This window comes from Vibrio panuliri, assembly GCF_009938205.1.
Taxonomy (GTDB): domain Bacteria; phylum Pseudomonadota; class Gammaproteobacteria; order Enterobacterales; family Vibrionaceae; genus Vibrio; species Vibrio panuliri.
In genome coordinates this window covers 2,022,351-2,046,015 of sequence record NZ_AP019654.1, presented here as the reverse complement: position 1 = coordinate 2,046,015, position 23,665 = coordinate 2,022,351, and the positions used below count along the sequence as shown (strand labels likewise).

The following is a 23,665-nucleotide window of genomic DNA, read 5'->3' as shown; positions in this document are numbered from 1 at the left end:
TGCTGGATGATACCCACAACTATTGAGGGGCAAAGGCGCGTAACACCGTTATGACGATAACGTCTACTTTCTGATCCAGCAACTCACCTTCAGGTGGGGCGAGGAGATCCAGTACTTGGGGCCAGAACAATAAGCCTTGGAACACACTCATATAGACATTAGTAATGGTCTCTACGTTCGGGGCGACAAGTTGGTTCGCGGCGATAGCTTGCTCAAACCATTGGCTGACCGCTTGCGTCCGGTACAGACGTTGTGTCATGGTTTTTGCCAGTTCTGGCTGACGGAAAAATTCCATAATGATGGTACGTGATAGTGCAATACCATAAGTTTGATACATTACCGTAATTTCTTGATAGGTAATGCGTTTTAGTTGCTCGTCTAAAGGCGCATTCGCGTCGAAAGGGTAGTTACGACTACTGATGGTGCTTGCTTGTACTTCGGCAAGTACCGCTTCAAACAACAACTCTTTGCTTTCGAAATGACGATATAAAGTGCGCTTAGACACCTCCGCTGCCGTACAAATGTTGTTCATATTTGCGGCGAGAAATCCATTCTCAATAAATTCTTGTTTTGCGGCCTCAATGATGGCGAGTCGCTTCTGTTCCGAGCGGGTCATGGTATTACTCCAAGATTTTTCCGCCGCTAGTGTAGCAATTGTTGCTTAATAGGTAAACTTGAGAGTTTACTTTAATAAAAAGCTGCAATAGAATCCAAAAGTACACTAATGAGTTTACTTTTATGGTTCGCTGATTTAGTCGGGTCGATATTTTCCTAATTGGAGATTGCTGTGAAAAACGCGCACAAATTATCTACAAAGAATTCTTTAAAGAAGCTTGCTTTGGCGATTGGGTTAACCGTCGCGAGCTTGTCTTTGGCTGGGTGTGGTGAAGAGGTTAAGCCAACAGTCGCTGCCCCTGTGATCAAGCCGGCACTGACTGAAATAGTCTCGGCAACTCGCAGTGATAGCTTGAGTTTTAACGGAGTGGTGCGTGCCGCTGAGCGAGCGGATCTCTCTTTTCGCGTTAATGGCTTAATCAACGAACTATTGGTTAATGAGGGCGACCGCGTGGTTGCTGGGCAAGTGTTGGCTCGTTTAGATTCACGTGATGCTCAAACGGCGTTGGCATCAGCAAAATTGGAGCTGTCAAATATTGAGGTTGAGTATCAGCGCGCAAAAGCGATCTACGAAAAAAGCAAAGCGATTTCAAAAAGTCAGTTAGACGAGATCACGACCCGCTATAACCTTGCTAAAAATCGTCGTGATGAAGCCCAGCGACAGTTGGATTACACGCAAATAACCGCGCCATTTGAAGGCATTATTGGTCGTCGTTTTGTCGATAACTACGTGCAAATTCAGGCAAATTCTCCGGTGTTTACTTTGCACGATCTTGACGATTTAGAAGTGGTGATTTACATCCCAGACAGCGTAATGTTGTCGTCGGTTTCTGGGACTGAGGCAAAAGCAGAAATCAGTGCGATTCCGAATCATTTATTTGATTTGTCACTGCGTACATATGCTACTCAAGCCGACCCAGTCAGCCAAACTTATGCGGTGGTACTTGGTTTTAACAACCTAGCTGGCTATCGCGTGCTACCGGGAATGACAGCAAAAGTGATTCCAGCAGAGGCGGAAGGGGAGTCGGTTGCGACGACCATTACTTTGCCCATTATCGCCGTGGTTCCAGATAACCAAGGTAAGCAATATGTGTGGGTGGTTGGTAAAGACAACAAAGTAGAGAAACGCTACGTTGATGTTGGCGCGTTGAGTCGTGACCGCGTCGTGATTCGAGATAATTTAAACGTCGGCGAGCAGGTAGTAGTAGCCGGAATGTCGAGTTTACAAGATGGTATGGAAGTTCGTCCTATGACCAACGGTAGCAACGAGGCGCGATAATGAACATTGCTCGCTATACAATCGCGAAACGTACCAGTGTCTGGGTGTTGATCGCATTGATTCTTTTAGGTGGCTATATCAGCTACCTAAAACTGGGGCGTTTTGAAGACCCTGAGTTTGTGATTCGTCAAGCGGTGATCAATACCCCATACGCTGGTGCAACGGCACAAGAAGTCTCTGATGAAGTCACTGATGTGATTGAGGGGGCGGTCCAGTCATTGCAAGAGCTAAAAGAAGTCAAATCTGTTTCCAAGCAAGGTATGTCGGAAGTGACGGTGGAGATCAAACTTGAGTTTGCTAAAAGTTCGGCAGACTTACAGCAGGTTTGGGATAAGTTACGTCGCAAAGTTGCAGATGCCCAGCGTCAATTACCGCCTGGGGCAGGTGCGTCGATAGTTAATGATGATTTTGCTGACGTATATGCGCTGTTCTATGCCGTGACTGGCGAAGGTTTTACGGACAAGCAGTTGCAAGATTATGTTGATGGTTTGCGCCGCGAGTTGGTTCTCGTCCCGGGTGTGGCAAAAACGGCCACGCTTGCCGAGCAACAAGAGACGATTTTTGTTGAGATTTCGAGTGAAAGATTAGCCAGTTTTGGTGTGTCTGCTCAACAAGTGTTCCAAGTTCTGCAAAAGCAAAACTTGGTGACGGTCGCTGGTTCAATCAATACGCAAGACATGCGTGTACCGGTTATTCCAAGTTCGAACATTCGCTCTTTTGATGATTTGCGCAATCTGCAAATTGGCGTAGGACAAGACAACCAAGTGATGCGTCTTGGCGATATTGCTAACGTAACACGCGGTTACCAAGAACCTGCCAGTATGTTGATGCGTTACAACGGTCAACGCGCGGTCGGTTTTGGTATCTCTAACGTGACAGGCGGTAACGTTGTTGAAATGGGTGACGCGGTTAAAGCGCGTTTGGCAGAGCTAGACAGCCAACGCCCGTTAGGGATGGAATTGCACGAAATTTCAATTCAGTCCGACTCTGTTCGCGCTTCTGTTGCAAACTTTATCGACAACTTGATTGCGGCAGTGGCGATTGTATTTATCGTTTTACTGCTCTTTATGGGCGTACGCTCAGGCATCATTATCGGTTTTGTATTGCTGCTCACTGTTGCAGGTACACTGTGCATTATGTTTATCGAAGATATTGCGATGCAGCGTATCTCTCTTGGGGCGTTAATTATTGCGCTCGGGATGTTGGTAGACAACGCGATTGTGGTAACAGATGGTATTTTGGTGCGTTTGCAGCAAAACCCCGAAGAAGACAAGCAAACTATCGTATCTGAAGTGGTGGATGCAACTAAGTGGCCGCTACTAGGGGGTACGGTTGTAGGTATCTTTGCTTTCAGTGCGATTGGTTTATCTCCTTCAGATATGGGTGAATACGCAGGCTCGCTGTTTTGGGTAATCCTCTACTCAATGTTCCTCAGCTGGGTATTTGCGGTGACCGTTACGCCAATGCTTTGTTTTGACTTCTTGAAAGTGAAAGCGACTAAGGGCGAGATTAAGCCGGGTCGCATGATGACCATGTACAAAGGTTTGCTCGCTTGGGTGTTGCGTAATCGTATGATGAGCTTAATGGCGATCCTTGGCTTGATGGTTGTTGCAATTTACGGTCTACGTTATGTGCCGCCGGGCTTTATGCCAGATTCTCAGCGCCCTCAGTTTGTAGTGGATGTCTACTTACCACAAGGGTCGGATATCAGTCGTACTGAACGTTACATCGCGGCGATTGAGAAAGATGTGAAAGCCAAAGAGGGTATTACTAACATCACCAGCTTTATTGGCGGTGGTGGTTTACGCTTTATGCTGACTTATGCCCCAGAGGCTCGCAACATCAGTTACGGACAGTTGCTGATTGACATCGACGACTACAAAAAAATCGCGCCACTGCTGGTTGAGTTGCAAGATGAACTTTCAGCGAAATACCCAGACGCGTCGATTAAAGTGTGGAAGTTTATGTTGGGTCGTGGCGGCGGTAAGAAGATTGAAGCGGGTTTTAAAGGCCCAGACAGTCACGTGTTGCGACAATTGGCAGAACAAGCCAAAGCGATTATGGCTGCTGACCGCCATCTAATTGCGGTGCAAGACGATTGGCGACAGCAAGTACCAGTGCTTCGCCCAGTTTACTCGGCAGAGAAAGCACAGCGCTTTGGTTTGACGACGCAAGAGATTAACCAAGCTATCGCTCAAACCTTGTCTGGGCGTAATGTTGGTGTTTACCGCGAAGGCGATGATTTGATCCCGATTGTCGTGCGGGCGCCAGAAAATGAGCGTGACCACCAACGAGCAGTTGAGAATACGGAAGTGTACAGTGCAACAGCAGGAGGCTTCATTCCGGTGAGCCAACTCGTCGATTCTGTGGATGTCGTTTGGCAAGATGCGATTTTACGTCGTATTGACCGTATGCCAACGATCCTAGTGCAAGCGGACCCTGCTCCGGGTGTGTTGACTGCTGATGCATTTAATGGTGTTCGCGACAAGATTGAGGCGATTGAGTTGCCACCGGGTTACGAGTTGACTTGGTATGGTGAACATAAAGCATCGAAAGACGCTAACGAAGGTCTAGTGATTTCAGCGCCGTATGGTTTTGCTGCGATGATTTTATCGGTGATCTTTATGTTTAACGCCATTCGTCAGCCATTGGTTATTTGGTTAACCGCACCATTGGCCGTGATTGGTGTGACTGTCGGTTTGATTATTTTCCAAACGCCATTTGAGTTTATGGCAATTTTAGGCTTCCTCAGCTTGATTGGTATGATGGTGAAAAACGCCATTGTGCTGGTGGATCAAGCCGATGTTGAGATAGCGCAAGGTAAACTGCCGTACTTTGCGATTATCGATGCGGCGACCAGCCGTGCGCGCCCGGTATTGCTTGGCGCATTGACCACGATATTAGGTGTGGCACCGCTACTTATTGACCCGTTCTTTAAGAGTATGGCGGTAACCATCATGTTTGGTTTGCTGTTTGCAACCATCCTTACGCTCGTGGTTATTCCGTTATTTTACGCTCTCTTTTTTAGAGTCAAAGTAGAGCAGTAATTGGATGGAAAAGAAAAGCCACCGCATTTTTGCGGTGGCTTTCTTATTTCTAAACCAGCGGCTTAGTTAGATTCGACCAGCGAAATCGCACCAATGTAACAACTGGAAAGACACTCGCCACACCCGTTACATTGTTCGTTTAGTGTTGGCGTTGCATTATCCAGCAAGGTTAGGGCGTGATTAGGACAATCGTCAACACACTCTTGGCAATTACCAAACAGCCGCGCATTGCAGCTCTGACTGAACCTTGGACGCCAGCCAGTGTCGGTCGCATTGAGCTGATTTAGTGCCTGAGTTTGACAGGCCGCAATGCACTGGTTGCAAAAATTACAATGGTTGAGGCTTAAGTCCATCACTGGGCCATTGGCTTGCATGCTTAATACCCCTTGCGGACAAGCAGTGACGCATTCACCACACCCGTTACACAAGCGCGTAAAAATCGCCTCTTCAACAGCGCCCAGCGGTCTTGCTGCGTTGATTGTCACCTCTGGCTCTTCGATAGATTGAGAGACTCCCCGCGACACAGCACGAAAGAAACCACGGCGGCTGCTGTTGATTTCATTTAGCTCAATCGTTAGCTCGACACTGTCAGGTTTCATTACGCGATCTCTTGCCAGTAGTTGCGGCGCTCCAATATTTGCAATTGGTGCTCTTCGCAGTAGAGGGTTAACCAAGTCAACGTGATTTGTGCAAGTTGACGATAAAACTCGCTATCAGCATGCTTTGCCATGCCTTTGAGCATTGCAGGAGCAAAGGGCATTAGGTGCTGACTGAGCAGTTGGTTGGCTGCTTCGACCTTGTTTTGCTCAAGAAGCAAGGAAACCAGCATCAGCATTAAGCCAATATGGTCGTCAGGCTCACGCATGCCAGTATCACAAGCTAGCCCTTGCTGGCGAGTAAACTCGCGGTATTCCATTGTCGAGGCACCAAATAGCGCGTTTTCTTTGTCTAAGTAGGCTGAGCCCCAAGGTGGTGCAGGCATGTCGCCGCTACCTTGCAACAAGTTGAAGTAGTCCGCTTCAAGTTGGTCGCTGTCAATGGATTGCGCCAGCTTTGCTAAGTTTTGTAATAATTCGTCATCTTGTGTCGCAAATGCACTTAAGATGTTTTGACCGTTTTCAGAGTGGGGAGAGTAGTAGCAAAGACCGCCCAACAGACGGAAAAAAGTGGATTCGTTTTGCATCATCGATACTTAGTTATGTTTTTTCCTGAGCATACTCACTTCGGCTGTTGAAAGAAATGCGCTTAATCAAAAAATGAAATGCAATAGGGTTCATTTAATAATGCGAACTATTTCGATTAAATATTTCAGATTGTGTTAACTAGTTCAAAAATATGATCTTGATCTCATTTATGAAACTAGGTGGGTGAGAATTTGAGTGGCACGTGAAATTTGTTGATTAAGCGCAAGATTAACCTTACTACTTAAGGGGTAAAAGGGGATCTACAAAAGACCACAGAGTCTTTTCTCACAACCAATGAGAAGTTCTCCTATGAAAAAAACACTGAAAGCATTAATGACCGGAGGCCTGTCGAGACGCGATTTTATCAAGTCTTCGAGCGCCGTCGGTGGTCTGGCTGCGACAGCCAGTGCAATGTCACTTCCTTTTAAGTCAAGCCCAGTTGCTGCTGCAACCAATAAAGCTGTCGAAGAAAAAGTGGTTTGGAGTGCATGTACAGTGAACTGCGGTAGCCGCTGTCCATTACGCATGCACGTTGTTGATGGCGAGATCAAGTGGGTCGAAACTGACAACACAGGTGATGACGTATACGGTAATCACCAAGTTCGCGCATGTTTACGTGGTCGCTCAATGCGCCGTCGCGTTTACAACCCAGATCGTTTGAAATACCCAATGAAGCGTGTAGGTAAACGTGGAGAAGGTAAATTTAAACGTATTACTTGGGAAGAAGCTTACGATGAAATCGCTAATAATATGAAGCGAATCATCAAAGAGCACGGCAACGAAGCCATCTACCTAAACTATGGTACAGGTACGCTTGGTGGCACAGTAACCAAATCTTGGCCTCCGGGTAGCTCTCTCATCGCTCGTATGATGAATCTAAGCGGTGGTTACTTAAACCACTACGGCGACTACTCGACTGCACAGATCACGGTAGGCCTTGATTACACCTACGGTGGTGGTTGGGCATACGGCAACTCTTTCTCTGATCTAGAGAACACAAAACTTATTGTTCAGTTTGGTAACAACCCAGCAGAAACTCGTATGTCTGGTGGTGGTCTAATTCACCACTTGATGGAATCAAAAGAGCGCTCAAAAGCACGTATGATCATGATTGACCCTCGTTACACGGATACTGCGGGTGGTCGTGAAGATGAGTGGATTCCAATTCGTCCCGGTACTGATACGGCGTTTATTGCAGCGATGGCATACGTGATGATCACCGAAGATTTGGTTGATCAGCCATTCTTAGATCAATACTGCGTGGGTTATGACGAGAAGACGTTACCAGCTTCAGCGCCAGCAAAGAGTGATTACAAATCTTACATTCTAGGCGAAGGGCCTGACGGTATTGCTAAAACGCCGGAATGGGCAGCGAAGATTACTGGTATTCCAGTTGATACCATTATCAAAACAGCACGTGAAATTGGCTCAACGAAACCTTGTGCCGTTTTACAAGGTTGGGGTCTACAACGCACAGCAAATGGCGAAATTGCATCACGTGCAATCGCAATGCTAGCACTACTGACTGGTAACGTAGGTATTAACGGTGGTGGTACTGGTGCGCGTGAATCGGACTACAACATCCCATTTGTCCGTTTCCCAACTTTATCAAACCCTGTTAAGGCGTCTATTCCAATGTTCCTTTGGACTGACGCGATCGTGCGTGGTCCTGAAATGACCGCGACTCGTGATGGTATTCGTGGCGTTGAACAGCTTAGCGTGCCGATCAAGATGATTTGGAACTACGCGGGTAACTGTCTGATTAACCAACATTCAGATATCAACCAAACGCACCAGATCCTACAAGATGACAAAGCATGTGAGCTGATTGTGGTGATTGATAACCACATGACTTCTTCTGCTAAATATGCCGATATCGTATTGCCTGATTTAACCACGTCTGAGCAAGCTGACTTCTGTATGGATACCAAAGCGGCGAACATGCCTTACTTTATCTTTGCGGATAAAGCGATTGAGCCTCAGTTCGAAGCGAAAGGTATCTATGAAATCTGTTCAGAAATCTCAAAACGCATGGGCGTTGGCGAACAATTTACTGAAGGTCGTGACCAAGAAGGTTGGTTGCGTCATCTGTATGCATTAACTCGTGAGCAAGATCCGACACTGCCTGATTTTGAAACGATGCGTGAGATGGGCATCTACAAACGCCGTGACCCGAATGGCCACTACGTTGCTTACAAGGCATTCCGTGAAGATCCTGAGAATAATCCACTAGGCACGCCTTCTGGCAAAATTGAGATCTACTCTGAGCGTCTAGCGAATATCGCAGCAACATGGGAACTAAAAGAAGATGAAGTGATTCATCCACTGCCAATCTATGTGTCAACCTTCGATGGTTGGGATTCGAAGAAGCGTGATGAGTTCCCACTTCAACTGACTGGCTTCCACTATAAAGCTCGCTGTCACTCTACTTACGGCAACGTGGATATTATCAAAGAAGCGGCACGTCAAGAAATGTGGATTAACCCATTGGATGCACAAACTCGTGGTATCGAAAATGGTGATCTAATCCGAATTTTCAATGACCGTGGTGAAGTGCATATCCCTGCTAAAGTGACTCCACGCATGATGCCTGGTGTTGTTGCACTTGGTGAAGGTGCTTGGTACGCACCAGATAAGAACAAGGTAGACAAAGGCGGTTGTATCAACGTGTTGACCACGCATCGTCCAAGTCCGCTGGCTAAGGGTAACCCTCAGCATACCAACTTAGTAGAAGTTCAACTGGTGAAGAAGGCATAAGGTTAAACCATGAAACAATACGGCTTTTATATTGATTCAAGTAAGTGCACCGGTTGTAAAACTTGTCAGCTTTCTTGTAAAGACAACAAAGACCTTGATGTGGGTAGTAACTACCGTCGTGTATACGAATACGCCGGCGGTAATTGGGTAGAAGACAACGGCACATGGCGTCAAGATGTGTTCTCTTACTATGTTTCAGTTGCTTGTAACCACTGTACTAACCCAGCATGTACCAAAGTGTGTCCAAGTGGCGCAATGCACAAACGTGAAGATGGCTTTGTGGTCGTTGATACAGACAAGTGTATTGGCTGCCAATACTGCTCTATGGCTTGCCCTTACGGTGCGCCACAGTACAACGCAGAAAAAGGTCATATGACGAAATGTGACGGTTGCTATGAGCGTGTCGCGGAAGGTCTAAACCCAGTCTGTGTTGACTCTTGTCCACTACGTGCGTTGGAGTTTGGTCCAATTGATGAGTTACGTGCGAAATATGGCACTAACGCTGAAGTTGCACCACTGCCACCGGCATCAATGACAAGTCCAAATATCATTATCAAACCAAACCGCCATGCGCGCCCATGTGGAGATACCACAGGCTTCTTGGCGAACCCGAAGGAGGTTTAATATGGCATGGCATGAATGGCCACTTATCGTTTTTACGGTATTGGCACAAACCTCAGTAGGTGCATTCTTAGTTTTGGCGACCATGTTGTTGACTAAGCAGTTATCGACCGGTGCTGAAGAGCGTCTACACAAGGCGATGTTTGGTCTTTGGGCGGTAATGGGGCTAGGTTTCCTTGCTTCTATCATGCACTTGGGTAGCCCACTGCGCGCAATGAATGCGTTAAACATGGTGGGTAGCTCTTGGTTATCAAATGAAATTGCATCTGGTAGCGTGTTCTTTGCTCTAGGTGGTCTGTTCTGGTTATTGTCGGTGTTAGACAAAGGCAGTGATGCGATCCGCAAAGTATTGATGTTAGGTGCGATGGTTGTTGGTATTGTGTTTATGTACGCAATGGCGATGGTCTATATGATTGATACCGTACCAACATGGTACACGTCGCTAACACCAGCTGCGTTTGTTGTGACCATGCTTGTAAGTGGTACTGCTCTTGCTCAGTTGCTGCTATCAATTGCCAATCATGACAATGCGGCTGCAGACAAGGTGCTACCAGTTTTGGGCTTGATTGGTTTGTTTGCGGTTGCCATCGTGGTGATGCAATTGACTGCTCATCTAGGTGCGATTGAGACTAGCGTTGCGGCTGCCTTAGCAGTAGTACCGGATTACTCTTCGCTGCAAACGACTCGTCTGGTTCTGTTGGCATTGGGTATGGCACTTTGGTTGATGCCAGTGGTTCGTCGTACACCGGTTACCGCTGGACCAATGGCGATTGCATTTGCACTTATCGTGGTTTCTGAGCTAATCGGACGTGGTGTCTTCTATGGCATGCACATGACCGCAGGCATGTAATACTTGTTGTTTAGCTGTCGAAGCTAACATAAAACAAAGCCCCGTCACTATTGCGGGGCTTTTTCATATCGTTTGATTACTTGGCGAGCATGGCTACTTTTCTCAAGAAGCTATCGCGTAAGTGTTCTTGGTCATATTCGAGATGATAGGTGTTGTGAAAACCAACTTTTAATTCCACACCATTGCCTCGTAAAAATACGTTATAACCATCGTAGTCAGAAAAAGCTTCAACGCCTTCATAAATCTTGCCGAACTCGGTTGGCGTACCGTTGCTCATCACACACTCATACGCTTGCAGCACTTTGCTCGGATCCAACTCATTTTTCATCTTGATATCCTCGCTAAAACACACAGTAATAGTATTACTAATATTGTGGGCAATAATTTAGTGATGCGCCAATCAAAAGCCGTGAATTGCTGCTCTGATGGTGGCAATTTATTACTCAATTCACAGTTAAATGCACCAATTAGCATACACTGAGCATAGCGAGTTTGTGTTTGCTGCCCGGTGAGGTGAGTATGGAACTAACCACATATGTTGCTCAGGAACACACAGTTTGGAACCTGTTTATTGCTTTGGTGCTTGGTGCGATTGTTGGTACTCAGCGCGGTTGGGTGATGCGTAATAGCGTTGAAGGCAGTCGGGTTGCTGGTATTCGAACTTTCTCGCTGGTTGGTTTACTCGGTGGCTTAGTGGGGATTCTGTCGCTCCATTACACGCCGCTTCTAATCGGTTTCGCTTTAATTGCGTTAGTGATACTGGCGTGTATCGCTTTCGTCATCCAACAAAAGAAGAGTGAAGATATCAGTATTACCGGAGTAGTGAGTTTAATCATTACTTTTGTACTGGGGGCTCTGGCAGTATCAGGTGAAGCGGTGTTAGCGGCGGCAGCAGCAGTGATAACCGCAGTGGTTCTCGATAACAAAAAAGAGCTTCATCAAGCACTACAAAAGCTCCAAGAGTATGAGCTTGACGCCGCACTTCGCTTACTGTTGATCTCTATTGTTTTATTACCTCTACTACCTAATCAAACTTTTGGTCCTTGGAACTCGCTCAATCCATACGAGATTTGGTGGATGGTTGTATTGATCGCCAGTATTTCGTTTGTCGGTTACTTTGCCATCAAGATTGGCGGCGCTAAGCGAGGAATACTGTTTACTTCTGTCTTTGCCGGGCTAAGCTCCTCGACCGCATTAACTTTACAATTTTCCCATCTATCAAGAGAGCAACCTAGTATCAGCCCGCTGCTCGCCAGTGGCATCCTACTCAGCTGCGGCACTATGTTTCCCCGTCTATTGATTGTTCTGTCGGTGCTAAATCCAGCATTGGTTCGGTTACTTTGGCCCATCATACTGATCATGATGGTAGCCCTTTACTTACCGGCGTGGTGGATTTGGCGAAGCAGTAGAGTCGAGACCATTGAGCAACCCAACCAAAAGGGTAATCCGCTTGCGTTGCAGTCTGCGCTGTTCTTTGGCGTGGTATTGGCGGTGATCATGTTATTGAGCAATGCGCTGTCGGAGTGGTTTGGCAGTGCAGGGACGTTAATTCTGGCAGCGCTATCGGGAATTACCGATGTCGACGCTATTTCATTGGCGTTGGGGCGGCAGAGTACCCAGCAGTTAAGTGTGCAAACTGCGGCGCTTGGTATTTTTATCGCCGCCTCCGTCAATACTATTGTCAAAATGGGTATGGTGGTTAGTATTGGTAATAAAGCGCTATGGGCAAAAGTGGCACCGGTGATGATAGGTTGTGTTGTCGCAGGCGGAGCGCTGTTGATGGTGTTGTATTAATGGTGCACAGATAATAAAAAACCCTCGCCTAGGCGAGGGTTTGGCTATCGAAAAGCGCGTTAATTAGTTAACGGCTTTTTCACGAGCTTGGTCAGCTTGATCTGCTTGGATCGCAGTTAGTGCTACTGTGTAAACGATGTCGTCTACTAGAGCGCCGCGAGACAGGTCGTTAACTGGCTTGCGCATACCTTGCAGCATTGGACCGATTGAAACTAGGTCTGCTGAACGTTGTACCGCTTTGTAAGTCGTGTTACCAGTGTTTAGGTCTGGGAATACGAATACAGTTGCTTTACCCGCTACTGGAGAGTTAGGCGCTTTAGAAGCTGCCACGTTTTCCATGATTGCAGCGTCGTACTGTAGAGGACCGTCGATGATTAGATCAGGACGTTTCTCTTGAGCCAGTTTAGTTGCTTCACGTACTTTATCAACGTCTGCACCCTTACCAGATTCACCAGTAGAGTAAGAGATCATTGCTACGCGTGGTTCGATACCGAATGCTGCTGCAGAGTCAGCAGATTGGATAGCGATTTCAGCAAGCTGTTCAGCTGTTGGATCTGGGTTGATCGCACAGTCACCGTAAACCAATACTTGGTCAGGTAGTAGCATGAAGAATACAGAAGATACGATTGACGCATCAGGTGCAGTCTTGATGATTTGGAACGGAGGAACGATAGTGTTCGCAGTTGTGTGAACAGCACCAGAAACTAGGCCGTCTACTTCGTCGTTCTCAAGCATCATTGTGCCTAGGAATACTGAATCTTGTAGCTTCTCACGAGCAACAACTTCAGTCATGCCTTTCGCGCCACGTAGTTCAACTAGACGAGCTACGTAGTTTTCGCGAACTTCATCAGAGTTGATGATAGTTACGCCAGCACCTAGCTCAACGCCTTGTTGCGCTGCAACACGACGGATTTCTTCTGGGTTACCTAGAAGAACACATTCTGCGATACCGCGCTCAGCACAGATAGCCGCAGCTTTCACTGTACGTGGCTCGTCACCTTCAGGAAGAACGATACGCTTAGCCGCTTTACGAGCGAATTCAGTTAGCTGGTAACGGAATGCTGGTGGGCTTAGACGACGAGACTTCTGAGTGCCTTCAGTCATTGATTCAATCCAGTTGCCGTCGATGTGACCTGCAACGTGATCGTTAATGAACTCGATACGCTCTTTATCGTCAGCTGGAACTTCTAGGCTGAAGCTTTGTAGGTTCAGAGAAGTCTGCCAAGTGTTACCTTGTGCTTTGAAGATAGGTAGACCAGTTTCGAATGCTGGCTTACATAGACCTTCAATTTCAGCAGGGATATCGTAACCACCAGTTAGTAGCACTGCGCCGATTTCAACGCCGTTCATTGCTGCTAGAGAAGCGGCAACGATTACGTCTGGACGGTCAGCAGAAGTTACTAGTAGTGAACCTGGTTTGAAGTGCTCAATCATGTGCGGTAGAGAACGCGCACAGAAAGTGATGCTCTTAATACGACGAGTATTGATATCACCTTCGTTGATGATGTCAGCATTTAGGTGCTGTGCCATATCAACTGCACGAGTCGCAATCAGATCAATGCTCCATGGCACGCAACCTAGTACGCGAATTGGAGACGTGTTGAAGATCTGCATTACTTCAAGTTGGTTTTGGCTTGCAACGTCAGCATCGTCGAAGATCTCAGATAGGTCTGGACGAGTACGGCCAGCTTCATCAACAGGTGCGTTTAGCTTGTTGATGATAACACCAGAGATGTTCTTGTTCTTAGTGCCACCGAAGTTAGAACATGCTACTTCGATACGCTCTTTAAGCTGTGCTGGGTTATCAGTGCCAGGAGTCGCAACTAGAACGATTTCCGCGCCAAGTGTTGCCGCGATTTCCGCGTTCACTTGGTTTGCAAATGGGTGTTTACGAGTTGGTACAAGACCTTCGATTAGCGTTACATCTGCATCTTTGTTGATTTGGTTGTAACGCTCAACAACCGTTTCTAGTAGCTCATCCATGTTGTCAGCGCCGATCATATGTTCAGCAACAGACATCATCATTGGTTCGCCAATCTTCATATCGCTGTTAATGCCAACGATAGTTGAAGTTAGATCTGGTTGGTCACCACCGCTACGTGGTTGTGCGATAGGCTTGTAGAAAGAAACTTTAACGCCTTTGCGCTCCATGGCGCGAAGTACGCCCATGCTTACGCTAGTTAGACCAACACCAGCGCTAGTAGGGATAAGCATAATAGTACGAGACATTCGTATGGGTACCTTTTTGCTATTGTGATCAAAGCTTAACAGTGCATTCCATGCTTGGGGCAAGAAAAATGAATACTTGCGCCCCCGAAACCTTCCTTCATAAGAAAACTGGCTAGCCGATGGCTAGCCAGTTAATTCGATTAAAGACCTGCTAGGCGTGCAGTGTCTTCTGCGATAACTAACTCTTCGTTAGTAGAGATAACCATCGCTGGGATACGGCTGTTTTCTGTAGTGATAACACCTTCGCCGCCGAAACGAGCTTTAAGGTTCGCTTCGCTGTCAACTTCGATACCGAAGATGCCAAGACGGTTAAGAACCATCTCACGGATTGGGCCAGAGTTCTCACCGATACCGCCAGTGAAAGTGATAGCGTCTAGACGACCTTCTAGAGATGCAGTGTAGCCAGCTACGTATTTAGCTAGACGGTGGCAGAACACGTCCATTGCACGAGTCGCTTCTTCTTTCTCACCGTAGTTGTCTTCAACGAAACGACAGTCTGAAGTTACTTCAGTAAGACCTTGTAGGCCAGACTCTTTAGTTAGCATAGTGTTGATTTTCTCAACTGAGTAACCAAGAGTGTCGTGTAGGTGGAAGATGATCGCAGGATCGATATCACCACAACGAGTACCCATTACAAGACCTTCAAGAGGAGTTAGACCCATAGAAGTGTCTACAGATTGGCCGTTTTTAACTGCACAAACAGATGCACCGTTACCTAGGTGACAGTTGATGATGTTTACTTCTTCAACTGGCTTGCCAAGGATGTTTGCTACTTCACGAGTGATGAATAGGTGTGAAGTACCGTGCATGCCGTAACGACGGATACCGTGTTCTTTGTATAGGTTGTATGGAAGAGCGTATAGATAAGACTCTTCAGGCATTGTTTGGTGGAAAGCAGTGTCAAACACAGCAACGTTTTTCAGTGCTGGGAAAGATTTTTGAGCTGCTTTGATACCAATGATGTGTGCTGGGTTGTGAAGAGGTGCTAGTGTTGCACAGTCTTCGATACCTTTTAGAACTTCATCAGTGATTAGCGCTGATTGAGTGAACTGCTCACCACCGTGAACAACACGGTGACCGATTGCAGCTAGGTTTTCTGCAAGTTCTGGCTTAGAAGCAAGAATAGTTTCTACCATGAACGATAGTGCTTCTTCGTGTGCTGCGCCAGCACCTAGTTGAGCTTCGTGTTTACCATCAAGTTTCCACTTGATACGTGCTTCAGGAAGGTGCAGACATTCTGCAAGACCTGATAGATGCTCGTCGCCGTTTTCCGCATCTACAACAGCAAATTTAAGAGAAGAACTACCGCAGTTTAAAACTAAAACTAGCTTAGACATGAGTGACTACCTGTTAATCGTCTGAAATACCTATCTAGCAGAAAGCAAAGCTGACTCATTCGAAAAAGGCTCACAACACTACATCGTGAACCTATCTGATTTCGCCGCTCTGATCTCACCACTGAAGGTATCAAAATCAGTTAGGATGAAAATTTATCACAAGACTAGTCGGGTATTTTTTGACCGCGTACTACTTGTGACTAAAAAACTTTTAAATCCGTATATAAAAAGAGGTTGCTTTACCAAGCAATCAACTTGTGCAATCCTTGCAGATGTCTCTCAGAGTTGCCTAAATTGTAAATAAGAGCAACAATGAGATTGAGGGTCTGCAAAGGATAGCGATAATAAAGCAATATAACAAAAAAATTTTGAAAGAATATTAACTTTAGTCAAATTTTTACGTTATTAGTTGAATCTTTCAACTCTTTTTTAGTAAAACGCCCTTCATTGGAAGTGAGAGAGTATTATGAATAATAAAGTCGGTATCGTTCACAGCTTGCGTGACGGACAAAAGTACATGGATACTTGGCCGATGCGCAAAGAGCTTGCTCCACTATTCCCTGAGCAGCGTATTATTAAAGCAACGCGTTTTGGGATGAAAGTGATGCCCGCCGTTGCCGCCATCAGCGTGTTAACGCAAATGGCCTTCACTAACTACCATGCTTTGCCTCAAGCCGTGATCGTAGCGTTGTTCGCTATCAGCATGCCAATTCAAGGTATGTGGTGGTTAGGCAATCGCTCAAACACTCAACTACCGCCAGCGTTAGCAGGATGGTATCGCGAGCTTCATCACAAGATCATAGAAAGTGGTTTTGCGCTAGAGCCAATGAAATCACGCCCGCGTTACAAAGAGTTGGCTCAGTTGCTTAATCGTGCTTTCCGCCAGTTAGACAAAACGTCGCTGGAGAGGTGGTTCTAAGAGAGGGAACGGGCTGCCCTACAGAACGATCTGCTTCGAGAATCTAGAACGGATTTCGCCGTTCTAGAGAAGAACCATGCAATATGCCGTCATTCCCTAGACTGACGAAGGAAGGAGTAGGGAATCTCCATAAGTTCGCGACTTGCGTTAAGAGATCCCCAACTCGGTCGTCTTCCCTCTCCGGGATGATCGTTTAATTTATGGAAATCAACCCTGCATAATCTTCCCGCATCCCGCATAAAAAAACGCCCACCGAAGTGAGCGCTTTCTCTTGTTTAATATTATTCAACATTAGTTGAACATTGCGATAGCGTCAGCTGCGTCTACGTATTCTAGATCGAAGCTTTCTGCTACTTCTTTACACGTTACTTTACCGTGGATTACGTTTAGACCTTCTAGGAAGCCCTTGTCGTCAAGTAGTGCTTGGCGGTAGCCTTTATTGGCCAGTTTGACAATATAAGGCAATGTTGCGTTATTGAGCGCGAAGGTAGAAGTTCGTGCTACGGCGCCAGGCATATTGGCAACGCAATAATGAACAACATCATCGACGATATAAGTCGGTTCGGCATGCGTTGTGGCATGAGAGGTTTCAAAACAGCCGCCTTGGTCAATCGCAACATCCACGACTGCGGCGCCGGGTTTCATTCTCGCAATATGCTCTTTGGTGACAAGTTTCGGTGCAGCCGCGCCTGGAATCAAAACTGCGCCGATCACCAAGTCAGCTTCTAGCACATGTTTGTCGATTGCATCGTCAGTTGAATACACGACTTTTGCGCGTCCTTGGAACTCTTCGTCCAATTTGCGAAGTGTATCTATATTTCTATCGAGAATCGTTACATCGGCGCGCAAACCGACTGCCATGCGCGCGGCGTTTGCTCCGACAACACCACCGCCAATTACCACCACTTTAGCTGGCTCAACCCCTGGTACACCGCCGATCAGTAAGCCTCTGCCACCGTGAGATTTTTCCAGAGTTTGTGCGCCAGCTTGAATAGACATTCGACCCGCAACTTCAGACATTGGCGCTAGTAGTGGCAAGCGACCCATATTATCTGTTACAGTCTCATATGCTATACAGACGGCTTTGCTCTTGATTAGCTCATCAGTTTGTGGAAAATCTGGTGCTAGGTGCAGATATGTAAATAATATCTGTCCTTCTCGAAGCATTGCTCGTTCAATAGCTTGAGGTTCTTTAACCTTCACTATCATTTCTGCTTTCGCGAAAACGTCAGCAGCAGTAGGAAGAATGGATGCGCCTACAGCGATGTAATCATCGTCAGAGAATCCAATGCCTGCCCCGGCTTGGGTTTCGACAAAAATTTGGTGGCCTTGAGATACGAGTTCACGAACGCTTGCTGGGATCATGCCTACGCGATACTCGTGGTTCTTAATTTCCTTAGGTACGCCAATGATCATCCTGACTCCTCATTTTATTTTGGTTGTAATGACTAGATGTGGGGTAGTATTGTCGACTTAATATCTAGTATATAAACAAATGTTTGACATTTGTTGCTAAATATTTAAAAGATGTAGTATATATATTTGCAAGGAAGTAATAAGGTGGAATAAAAAATGGCAGACAACAATAAGAAGCCGTCCAAGGATCTAGACCGTATCGACCGCAATATTCTGAACGAATTACAGAAAGATGGTCGCATTTCAAACGTTGAACTCTCTAAGCGTGTAGGCCTTTCGCCAACACCATGTTTAGAGCGTGTACGTCGATTAGAGCGTCAGGGTTACATCACGGGTTACACAGCATTGCTGAACCCTCAATACCTTGATGCGTCGTTGTTGGTATTTGTTGAAATTACGTTAAATCGCGGTGCGCCAGACGTATTTGAACAGTTCAATACGGCGGTTCAGAAGCTGGACGATATCCAAGAGTGTCACCTAGTATCAGGTGATTTCGACTACTTGCTTAAAACTCGCGTAGCAGATATGGGTGCATATCGTAAACTGCTAGGTGACACATTACTGCGTTTACCTGGAGTGAATGACACTCGAACTTACGTGGTAATGGAAGAAGTTAAGCAGACCAACCAATTGGTTATCAAAACACGATAAGAGCGCTGGGATAAATTGATTTTGCCTTGTTTTGCGTGGCTCGCCATTGAAACGGTAAGTGGATGTCGAGTCTAATAAAGCAATCTAGGCAGGGTGAGCAGCCTCATAATTTTGCATTGGCAAATTGGGATTTTGGTCTGTCAGTGACGCTCCTTTTGGGCTGCACTTCACTCAAATCGCAGTAAATCAAGCGTTGGAATGAAATCCTTCCGATATTCTGACGTTAGACAATTGGGTTTTTGACCTTGATATGGTTAAATCTATAGTCCGAGTGGTACTGCCTCTCGGACTATTTTTTTTCTATTAAAGATAAGTTGGTTATGTTCAAGAAGAACAGCAATAAAATCGAAACAATAATCAAGACTGGAGAAGAGACTCAACCTTCTCGCCTAACAGGTCCAGAGCGTCTTAAAGAGTGTAGCTTAATCGTTGCTATACTTGGCTCTATTTTTCTTTCCATCGCACTACTGTCGTTTGACCCGGCGGATCCTTCATGGTCGCAAACTGCATGGGCAGGCGAAATTGCCAATTCTGGCGGCGCAATTGGTGCATGGCTGGCTGATACTTTGTTTTTCAGTTTTGGCTCATTGGCGTACACCTTGCCCGCGATCATTACTATTGTCGCATGGGTTTTCCTCCGCAAGCGTGGCGAAGATGAACCTCTTGATTTGATGCTGTGGGGAACCCGTCTACTAGGCTTAACCATTCTTATCCTGACAAGCTGTGCGTTAGCAGACATCAACTTTGATGATATTTGGTACTTCTCATCTGGTGGCGTGATTGGTGATGTTCTTACCAGCTTAGCGCTACCCACTTTAAACGTCCTTGGTACGACACTCGTGCTGCTTTTTCTTTGGGGGGCAGGGTTTACCTTATTGACGGGAGTTTCGTGGCTGACAATTGTTGATTCGATTGGCGGTTGGACGATCGCAGGTTTGACTCGCGTAGTGAACCTGATACGTGGCGAACGAAACGAAACGATTGAACCAGAGCTAAAAGACGGCGATGATTTTGATAGTGAACGCACTGAGCGTCCACAACCAGCGGCCTCTAATACTACAGAGGCTGCGGAACCTCGTCGTTACAATATTCATATGCCGGAAACCGCTGCGACTGCCGCTACAGCCCCAGCTATGGTGGTCGAAGCTGCTGAGGTCGTTGAAACCGATTCCGCGCTTGTGGCGGAAAGCCACACTGAAGAGGTCGTTCAAACTCCGAGCGAAGAAGTCGTTGTCACTCAGAGCGTGCCGTATCATCAACAAACTGTGCCAACAGAAGAACCTGTTATTGAGCGCACCCGTCAGTTGAGTGCCACGATTGAGCAACTAGAAGAAGATGCCATGAACTCCAATGACATGGCAGAACAAGATTTTATTAGTGAGCCTCAGCCACTAAATGAAAGCATGGTGGTGACACCAGTTGAGGAGCCGCAAGTTGTTCAACCACAAAGTGAAGAACTACCTTGGAACAATGTCGTTGAAGACGAGCCGCTGATTGATCATGCGACATTAGAGCAGATCAGCCAGCAGGTCGCACCGGACAGTGAGCATGTTGAACCGGTCATTAGCACATTTGATGTGGCAGAGTCTAATCTTGAGCAAAATGAAGAGACAATAGAGTCTGTTTCGCAGCCTACGATTCCAACGGAGCCAATCATTGAGCCAGTAATGGACGCTCAGGATGAATCAGAGCAACTAGACGACGCGGCAGATACTGACGTTGCGGCTTTCCAATCGCTTGTTGCTGACGCGCAAGCCAAAGTGGTCGCGCAACAGAACCCATTCTTGGTACAGCAGGAAGTGAACTTGCCGAAACCTGCCGAGCCGCTGCCAACGCTAGATCTTCTTTATCATCCAGAGAAGCGTGAGAACTTTATTGACCGTGATGCATTAGAGTCCATTGCTCGTTTGGTTGAATCAAAACTGGCAGATTACAAAATTCAAGCCACTGTGGTGGATATTTTCCCAGGCCCCGTGATTACCCGTTTCGAACTCGACCTCGCCCCTGGGGTGAAAGTGAGCCGCATTTCCAGCCTCTCTATGGACCTAGCACGCTCTCTTTCTGCGATGGCAGTGCGAGTGGTTGAAGTGATTCCTGGCAAGCCATACGTTGGCTTAGAGCTGCCAAACATGAGCCGTCAAACGGTGTACTTCTCTGACGTTGTTGGTAGCCAAGTCTTTAAGGATGCGACATCACCAACGACAGTGGTGCTGGGGCAAGACATTGCGGGTGAGGCGGTAATCGCTGATATCGCTAAGATGCCACACGTGTTAGTGGCAGGTACCACGGGCTCAGGTAAGTCGGTTGGGGTAAACGTGATGATCCTGAGTATGCTATACAAAGCGTCTCCGGAAGACCTTCGCTTTATCATGATTGACCCGAAAATGTTGGAGCTTTCAATCTATGAAGGCATCCCACACTTGTTGGCGGAAGTTGTCACCGACATGAAGGACGCATCAAATGCACTTCGTTGGTGTGTTGGCGAGATGGAGCGTCGTTACAAGCTTATGTCCGCACTTGGCGTGCGTAATATTAAAGGCTTTAATGACAAGCTGAAAATGGCAGCCGAAGCGGGGCACCCGATTCATGACCCTCTCTGGCAACCAGGCGATAGCATGGATGCCGAAGCGCCACTTCTTGAAAAATTGCCATATATTGTTGTGGTCGTCGACGAGTTTGCAGACTTGATGATGGTTGTAGGTAAGAAAGTTGAAGAGCTGATTGCTCGTCTAGCGCAAAAAGCGCGAGCGGCGGGTATTCACTTGATTCTTGCCACACAACGACCTTCGGTGGATGTCATTACTGGTTTGATTAAAGCGAACATTCCAACTCGTGTGGCCTTTACTGTATCAACCAAAACAGACTCACGGACTATCCTTGACCAAGGTGGCGCAGAGTCGCTACTAGGTATGGGTGACATGCTTTACTTGCCTCCAGGCTCAAGCCATACCGTTCGTGTGCATGGTGCTTTTGCATCTGATGATGATGTTCATGCTGTCGTGAACAACTGGAAAGCGCGCGGTAAGCCTAACTATATCGAAGAGATTATTAGTGGCGATCAAGGACCTGAGAGTCTACTTCCGGGTGAGAGTATGGAAGCGGATGAAGACATAGACCCGCTGTTCGATCAAGTTGTCGAGCATGTGGTTCAATCGCGTCGGGGATCCGTTTCGGGCGTTCAACGTCGCTTTAAAATTGGCTATAACCGAGCCGCTCGAATTGTTGAACAACTGGAAGCGCAAGGTATCGTAAGTGCGCCGGGGCACAACGGTAACCGGGAAGTGTTAGCACCGGCTCCCGGGAGAGAAATGAACTAATAATAAGCAGGCGAAAGCCTGCTTTTTTTATGTTTGACGATTCATCAATCTAACCCCATCCAAGTCACCTCAAGAAGCTTGGCGCAGCGACAATGAGTGACAAGGCAACGCTTTGAAGTTCTCGTTGCTCCAATCCTTGTGTAAATAACTTACTTAAGTATATTTTCTTTATATTTTGGTGACAGGATTCAACCACGTTTTTAAATTATCCAATCAACCTTGTGTGGAAACTTTATTTCCATCGATAACCTTATTTCTTTCCAATATATTAGCTCAATATTAAATTTTTCTTATTTTTCAATAAGATAAAAGTTGGCGCAAAGCTTGCTATTTATGATGGTAAATAAAATTAAGTTCTGATGGCAACCGATGAGTCATCGGAATAGTGCAGCCAATTTAAATAGCGTTTAGCAACGATTTGAGAGAAATAAGCGAGTAAAGAAATGATTGTATTGGTGATTAACTGTGGTTCTTCTTCAGTGAAATTTTCTGTCATCGATGCTCAAAGTAGTGAAGAACTACTGACGGGTATCGTTGATGGTCTGAATAGCGATAACGCTTGGATCTCGGTCAATGGCGAGTCCAAAACAGTGTTAACTCAACAGGGTTATGAAGGGGCGTTTATCGCAATCGCGTTGGAGTTGGAGCAAAGGGAACTTGCTCACCGTATTGCGGCTATTGGTCATCGGGTCGCACACGGAGGAAACCTGTTTAAAGACTCCGTATTGATTACCGATAGAGTGATTGAAGAAATCCGCTCGGTTTCCGACCTTGCACCGCTTCACAACAAAGCCAATCTTATGGGCATTGAAATGACGCAGAAACTCTTTCCTTCTGCTCAGCAAGTTGCTGCGTTCGATACGAGCTTCCACCAAACACTGGCTCCAGAAGCGTACTTATACGCACTTCCTTGGGAATACTATGAAAAGCATCACGTTCGTCGCTACGGTTTCCATGGTTCGTCACACCGCTACGTTTCTAATCAGGCATACGGATTGTTAAAAACACCAAAACAAAATAGTGGCATTGTCATTGCGCACTTAGGTAATGGTTCATCAATCTGCGCGGTAAAAAACGGTAAGAGTGTCGATACCTCAATGGGGATGACGCCGCTGGAAGGATTGATGATGGGCACTCGCTGCGGTGATGTGGATTTTGGCGCCATGGTCTGGATCGCGAAGCAAACCAATCAGTCACTCGATGACTTAGAACGGATAGTGAACAAAGAATCAGGTTTGCTTGGACTGTCCGGTATTTCGTCGGACCTTCGAGACTTAGAGAAAGAGTGGCACCAAGGTAATGAACGAGCAATCGTGACAATAAAAACCTTCGTACACCGCATTGCTCGTCAGATTGCAGGTCACGCGGCATCGCTATCTCGACTCGATGGCATCATCTTCACTGGTGGCATTGGCGAAAACTCTTCTCTCATTCGCCGTTTGGTTCTCGAACATTTACAAGTATTCAATATCGAACTGCATCAGGAAAAGAACGATTTATCTAACCGATTTGGTGAGCGGATCATCACCACTGAAAACTCTCGCGTAACTTGCGCAGTGATCCCAACAAATGAAGAAAAAATGATCGCACTTGATGCGATTCGTCTAAGTGACATAAGCCTCTCAACGCTTAATGTTTAAAAAATAACG

General features: G+C 46.5%; 17 protein-coding genes. 10 read left to right on the top strand and 7 right to left on the bottom strand.

Annotated features, from left to right (window positions below; genetic code table 11):
- Nucleotides 1–19 precede the first annotated feature (19 nt).
- On the bottom strand, nucleotides 20–616 hold the full coding sequence (locus GZK95_RS09255; RefSeq protein WP_075716464.1) for a TetR/AcrR family transcriptional regulator: 597 nt from the start codon (nucleotides 614–616) through the stop codon (nucleotides 20–22).
- A gap of 171 nt (nucleotides 617–787) precedes the next feature.
- On the opposite strand from GZK95_RS09255, the gene GZK95_RS09250 reads away from it, so the two are divergent.
- Both GZK95_RS09250 and GZK95_RS09245 read left to right on the top strand, forming a co-directional pair.
- On the top strand, nucleotides 788–1,894 hold the full coding sequence (locus tag GZK95_RS09250) for an efflux RND transporter periplasmic adaptor subunit (protein WP_075716465.1): 1,107 nt from the start codon (nucleotides 788–790) through the stop codon (nucleotides 1,892–1,894).
- Nucleotides 1,894–4,941: an efflux RND transporter permease subunit gene (locus GZK95_RS09245; protein ID WP_075716466.1), complete on the top strand. Its 3,048-nt coding sequence runs from the start codon at nucleotides 1,894–1,896 to the stop codon at nucleotides 4,939–4,941. The genes GZK95_RS09250 and GZK95_RS09245 overlap by 1 nt, the downstream gene beginning before the upstream one ends.
- Before the next feature lie 62 nt (nucleotides 4,942–5,003).
- Here the strand turns inward: GZK95_RS09245 and GZK95_RS09240 are convergent, their stop codons facing one another.
- Nucleotides 5,004–5,540, bottom strand: a complete 537-nt coding sequence (locus GZK95_RS09240) for a 4Fe-4S binding protein (protein ID WP_075707996.1) — start codon at nucleotides 5,538–5,540, stop codon at nucleotides 5,004–5,006.
- Nucleotides 5,540–6,127 (bottom strand): molecular chaperone TorD family protein, encoded by a 588-nt coding sequence (locus GZK95_RS09235; protein ID WP_232061562.1) that lies wholly within the window; start codon nucleotides 6,125–6,127, stop codon nucleotides 5,540–5,542. The genes GZK95_RS09240 and GZK95_RS09235 overlap by 1 nt, the downstream gene beginning before the upstream one ends.
- A gap of 307 nt (nucleotides 6,128–6,434) precedes the next feature.
- Here GZK95_RS09235 and GZK95_RS09230 point away from each other — a divergent pair, with 307 nt between their 5' ends.
- The 3 genes from GZK95_RS09230 to GZK95_RS09220 are packed head-to-tail and all read left to right on the top strand — an operon-like array spanning nucleotide 6,435 to nucleotide 10,353.
- A complete protein-coding gene (locus GZK95_RS09230; RefSeq protein ID WP_075707994.1) occupies nucleotides 6,435–8,882 on the top strand; it encodes a DmsA/YnfE/YnfF family dimethyl sulfoxide reductase in 2,448 nt (815 codons plus the stop codon).
- Nucleotides 8,883–8,891: 9 nt separating this feature from the next.
- Nucleotides 8,892–9,506, top strand: coding sequence for a DMSO/selenate family reductase complex B subunit (locus GZK95_RS09225; RefSeq protein ID WP_075716467.1), 615 nt, complete (start codon nucleotides 8,892–8,894; stop codon nucleotides 9,504–9,506).
- 1 nt (nucleotide 9,507) lies between these two features.
- Nucleotides 9,508–10,353, top strand: a complete 846-nt coding sequence (locus tag GZK95_RS09220) for a DmsC/YnfH family molybdoenzyme membrane anchor subunit (RefSeq protein WP_075716468.1) — start codon at nucleotides 9,508–9,510, stop codon at nucleotides 10,351–10,353.
- A gap of 76 nt (nucleotides 10,354–10,429) precedes the next feature.
- Here the strand turns inward: GZK95_RS09220 and GZK95_RS09215 are convergent, their stop codons facing one another.
- Nucleotides 10,430–10,681 carry a DUF3081 domain-containing protein gene (locus GZK95_RS09215; protein WP_075707988.1) on the bottom strand — a complete coding sequence of 84 codons (252 nt, stop codon included), beginning with the start codon at nucleotides 10,679–10,681 and terminating at the stop codon, nucleotides 10,430–10,432.
- A 191-nt stretch (nucleotides 10,682–10,872) separates the two neighbouring features.
- Between GZK95_RS09215 and GZK95_RS09210 the strand changes: the two genes are divergently transcribed.
- The gene (locus tag GZK95_RS09210; RefSeq protein ID WP_075716469.1) at nucleotides 10,873–12,147 is read left to right on the top strand and encodes an MgtC/SapB family protein; all 1,275 of its coding nucleotides are present in this window, start codon (nucleotides 10,873–10,875) and stop codon (nucleotides 12,145–12,147) included.
- A 63-nt stretch (nucleotides 12,148–12,210) separates the two neighbouring features.
- On the opposite strand, the gene pta is transcribed toward GZK95_RS09210, so the two are convergent.
- Together pta and GZK95_RS09200 are read right to left on the bottom strand one after the other, a co-directional pair.
- A complete protein-coding gene (gene pta / locus GZK95_RS09205) occupies nucleotides 12,211–14,376 on the bottom strand; it encodes a phosphate acetyltransferase (protein ID WP_075707984.1) in 2,166 nt (721 codons plus the stop codon).
- A gap of 140 nt (nucleotides 14,377–14,516) precedes the next feature.
- Nucleotides 14,517–15,713, bottom strand: a complete 1,197-nt coding sequence (locus tag GZK95_RS09200; RefSeq protein ID WP_075707981.1) for an acetate kinase — start codon at nucleotides 15,711–15,713, stop codon at nucleotides 14,517–14,519.
- Between the two features lie 466 nt (nucleotides 15,714–16,179).
- Between GZK95_RS09200 and yfbV the strand changes: the two genes are divergently transcribed.
- Nucleotides 16,180–16,632 carry a terminus macrodomain insulation protein YfbV gene (gene yfbV, locus GZK95_RS09195; RefSeq protein ID WP_075707979.1) on the top strand — a complete coding sequence of 151 codons (453 nt, stop codon included), beginning with the start codon at nucleotides 16,180–16,182 and terminating at the stop codon, nucleotides 16,630–16,632.
- Nucleotides 16,633–16,923: 291 nt separating this feature from the next.
- Here yfbV and ald read toward each other — a convergent pair whose 3' ends face one another.
- The gene (gene ald / locus GZK95_RS09190) at nucleotides 16,924–18,048 is read right to left on the bottom strand and encodes an alanine dehydrogenase (RefSeq protein WP_075716470.1); all 1,125 of its coding nucleotides are present in this window, start codon (nucleotides 18,046–18,048) and stop codon (nucleotides 16,924–16,926) included.
- Between the two features lie 156 nt (nucleotides 18,049–18,204).
- Between ald and lrp the strand changes: the two genes are divergently transcribed.
- The 3 genes from lrp (at nucleotide 18,205) to tdcD (ending at nucleotide 23,656) form a co-directional block, all read left to right on the top strand.
- A complete protein-coding gene (lrp, locus tag GZK95_RS09185; protein ID WP_006710825.1) occupies nucleotides 18,205–18,699 on the top strand; it encodes a leucine-responsive transcriptional regulator Lrp in 495 nt (164 codons plus the stop codon).
- Between the two features lie 320 nt (nucleotides 18,700–19,019).
- Nucleotides 19,020–22,016, top strand: coding sequence for a DNA translocase FtsK (locus GZK95_RS09180; protein WP_075713923.1), 2,997 nt, complete (start codon nucleotides 19,020–19,022; stop codon nucleotides 22,014–22,016).
- Between the two features lie 443 nt (nucleotides 22,017–22,459).
- Entirely contained in the window at nucleotides 22,460–23,656 is a 1,197-nt protein-coding gene (tdcD, locus tag GZK95_RS09175; RefSeq protein ID WP_075714022.1) for a propionate kinase, read from the top strand.
- Nucleotides 23,657–23,665: the final 9 nt, after the last annotated feature.

Excerpts from the sequence above, each read along its gene's own strand:
- GZK95_RS09255 (WP_075716464.1), bottom strand. The coding sequence starts at position 616 with ATGACCCGCTCGGAACAGAAGCGACTCGCCATCATTGAGGCCGCAAAA.
- GZK95_RS09245 (WP_075716466.1), top strand. The coding sequence starts at position 1,894 with ATGAACATTGCTCGCTATACAATCGCGAAACGTACCAGTGTCTGGGTG.
- GZK95_RS09240 (WP_075707996.1), bottom strand. The coding sequence starts at position 5,540 with ATGAAACCTGACAGTGTCGAGCTAACGATTGAGCTAAATGAAATCAAC.
- GZK95_RS09235 (WP_232061562.1), bottom strand. The coding sequence starts at position 6,127 with ATGATGCAAAACGAATCCACTTTTTTCCGTCTGTTGGGCGGTCTTTGC.
- GZK95_RS09230 (WP_075707994.1), top strand. The coding sequence starts at position 6,435 with ATGAAAAAAACACTGAAAGCATTAATGACCGGAGGCCTGTCGAGACGC.
- GZK95_RS09225 (WP_075716467.1), top strand. The coding sequence starts at position 8,892 with ATGAAACAATACGGCTTTTATATTGATTCAAGTAAGTGCACCGGTTGT.
- GZK95_RS09220 (WP_075716468.1), top strand. The coding sequence starts at position 9,508 with ATGGCATGGCATGAATGGCCACTTATCGTTTTTACGGTATTGGCACAA.
- GZK95_RS09215 (WP_075707988.1), bottom strand. The coding sequence starts at position 10,681 with ATGAAAAATGAGTTGGATCCGAGCAAAGTGCTGCAAGCGTATGAGTGT.
- GZK95_RS09210 (WP_075716469.1), top strand. The coding sequence starts at position 10,873 with ATGGAACTAACCACATATGTTGCTCAGGAACACACAGTTTGGAACCTG.
- pta (WP_075707984.1), bottom strand. The coding sequence starts at position 14,376 with ATGTCTCGTACTATTATGCTTATCCCTACTAGCGCTGGTGTTGGTCTA.
- GZK95_RS09200 (WP_075707981.1), bottom strand. The coding sequence starts at position 15,713 with ATGTCTAAGCTAGTTTTAGTTTTAAACTGCGGTAGTTCTTCTCTTAAA.
- yfbV (WP_075707979.1), top strand. The coding sequence starts at position 16,180 with ATGAATAATAAAGTCGGTATCGTTCACAGCTTGCGTGACGGACAAAAG.
- ald (WP_075716470.1), bottom strand. The coding sequence starts at position 18,048 with ATGATCATTGGCGTACCTAAGGAAATTAAGAACCACGAGTATCGCGTA.
- lrp (WP_006710825.1), top strand. The coding sequence starts at position 18,205 with ATGGCAGACAACAATAAGAAGCCGTCCAAGGATCTAGACCGTATCGAC.
- GZK95_RS09180 (WP_075713923.1), top strand. The coding sequence starts at position 19,020 with ATGTTCAAGAAGAACAGCAATAAAATCGAAACAATAATCAAGACTGGA.
- tdcD (WP_075714022.1), top strand. The coding sequence starts at position 22,460 with ATGATTGTATTGGTGATTAACTGTGGTTCTTCTTCAGTGAAATTTTCT.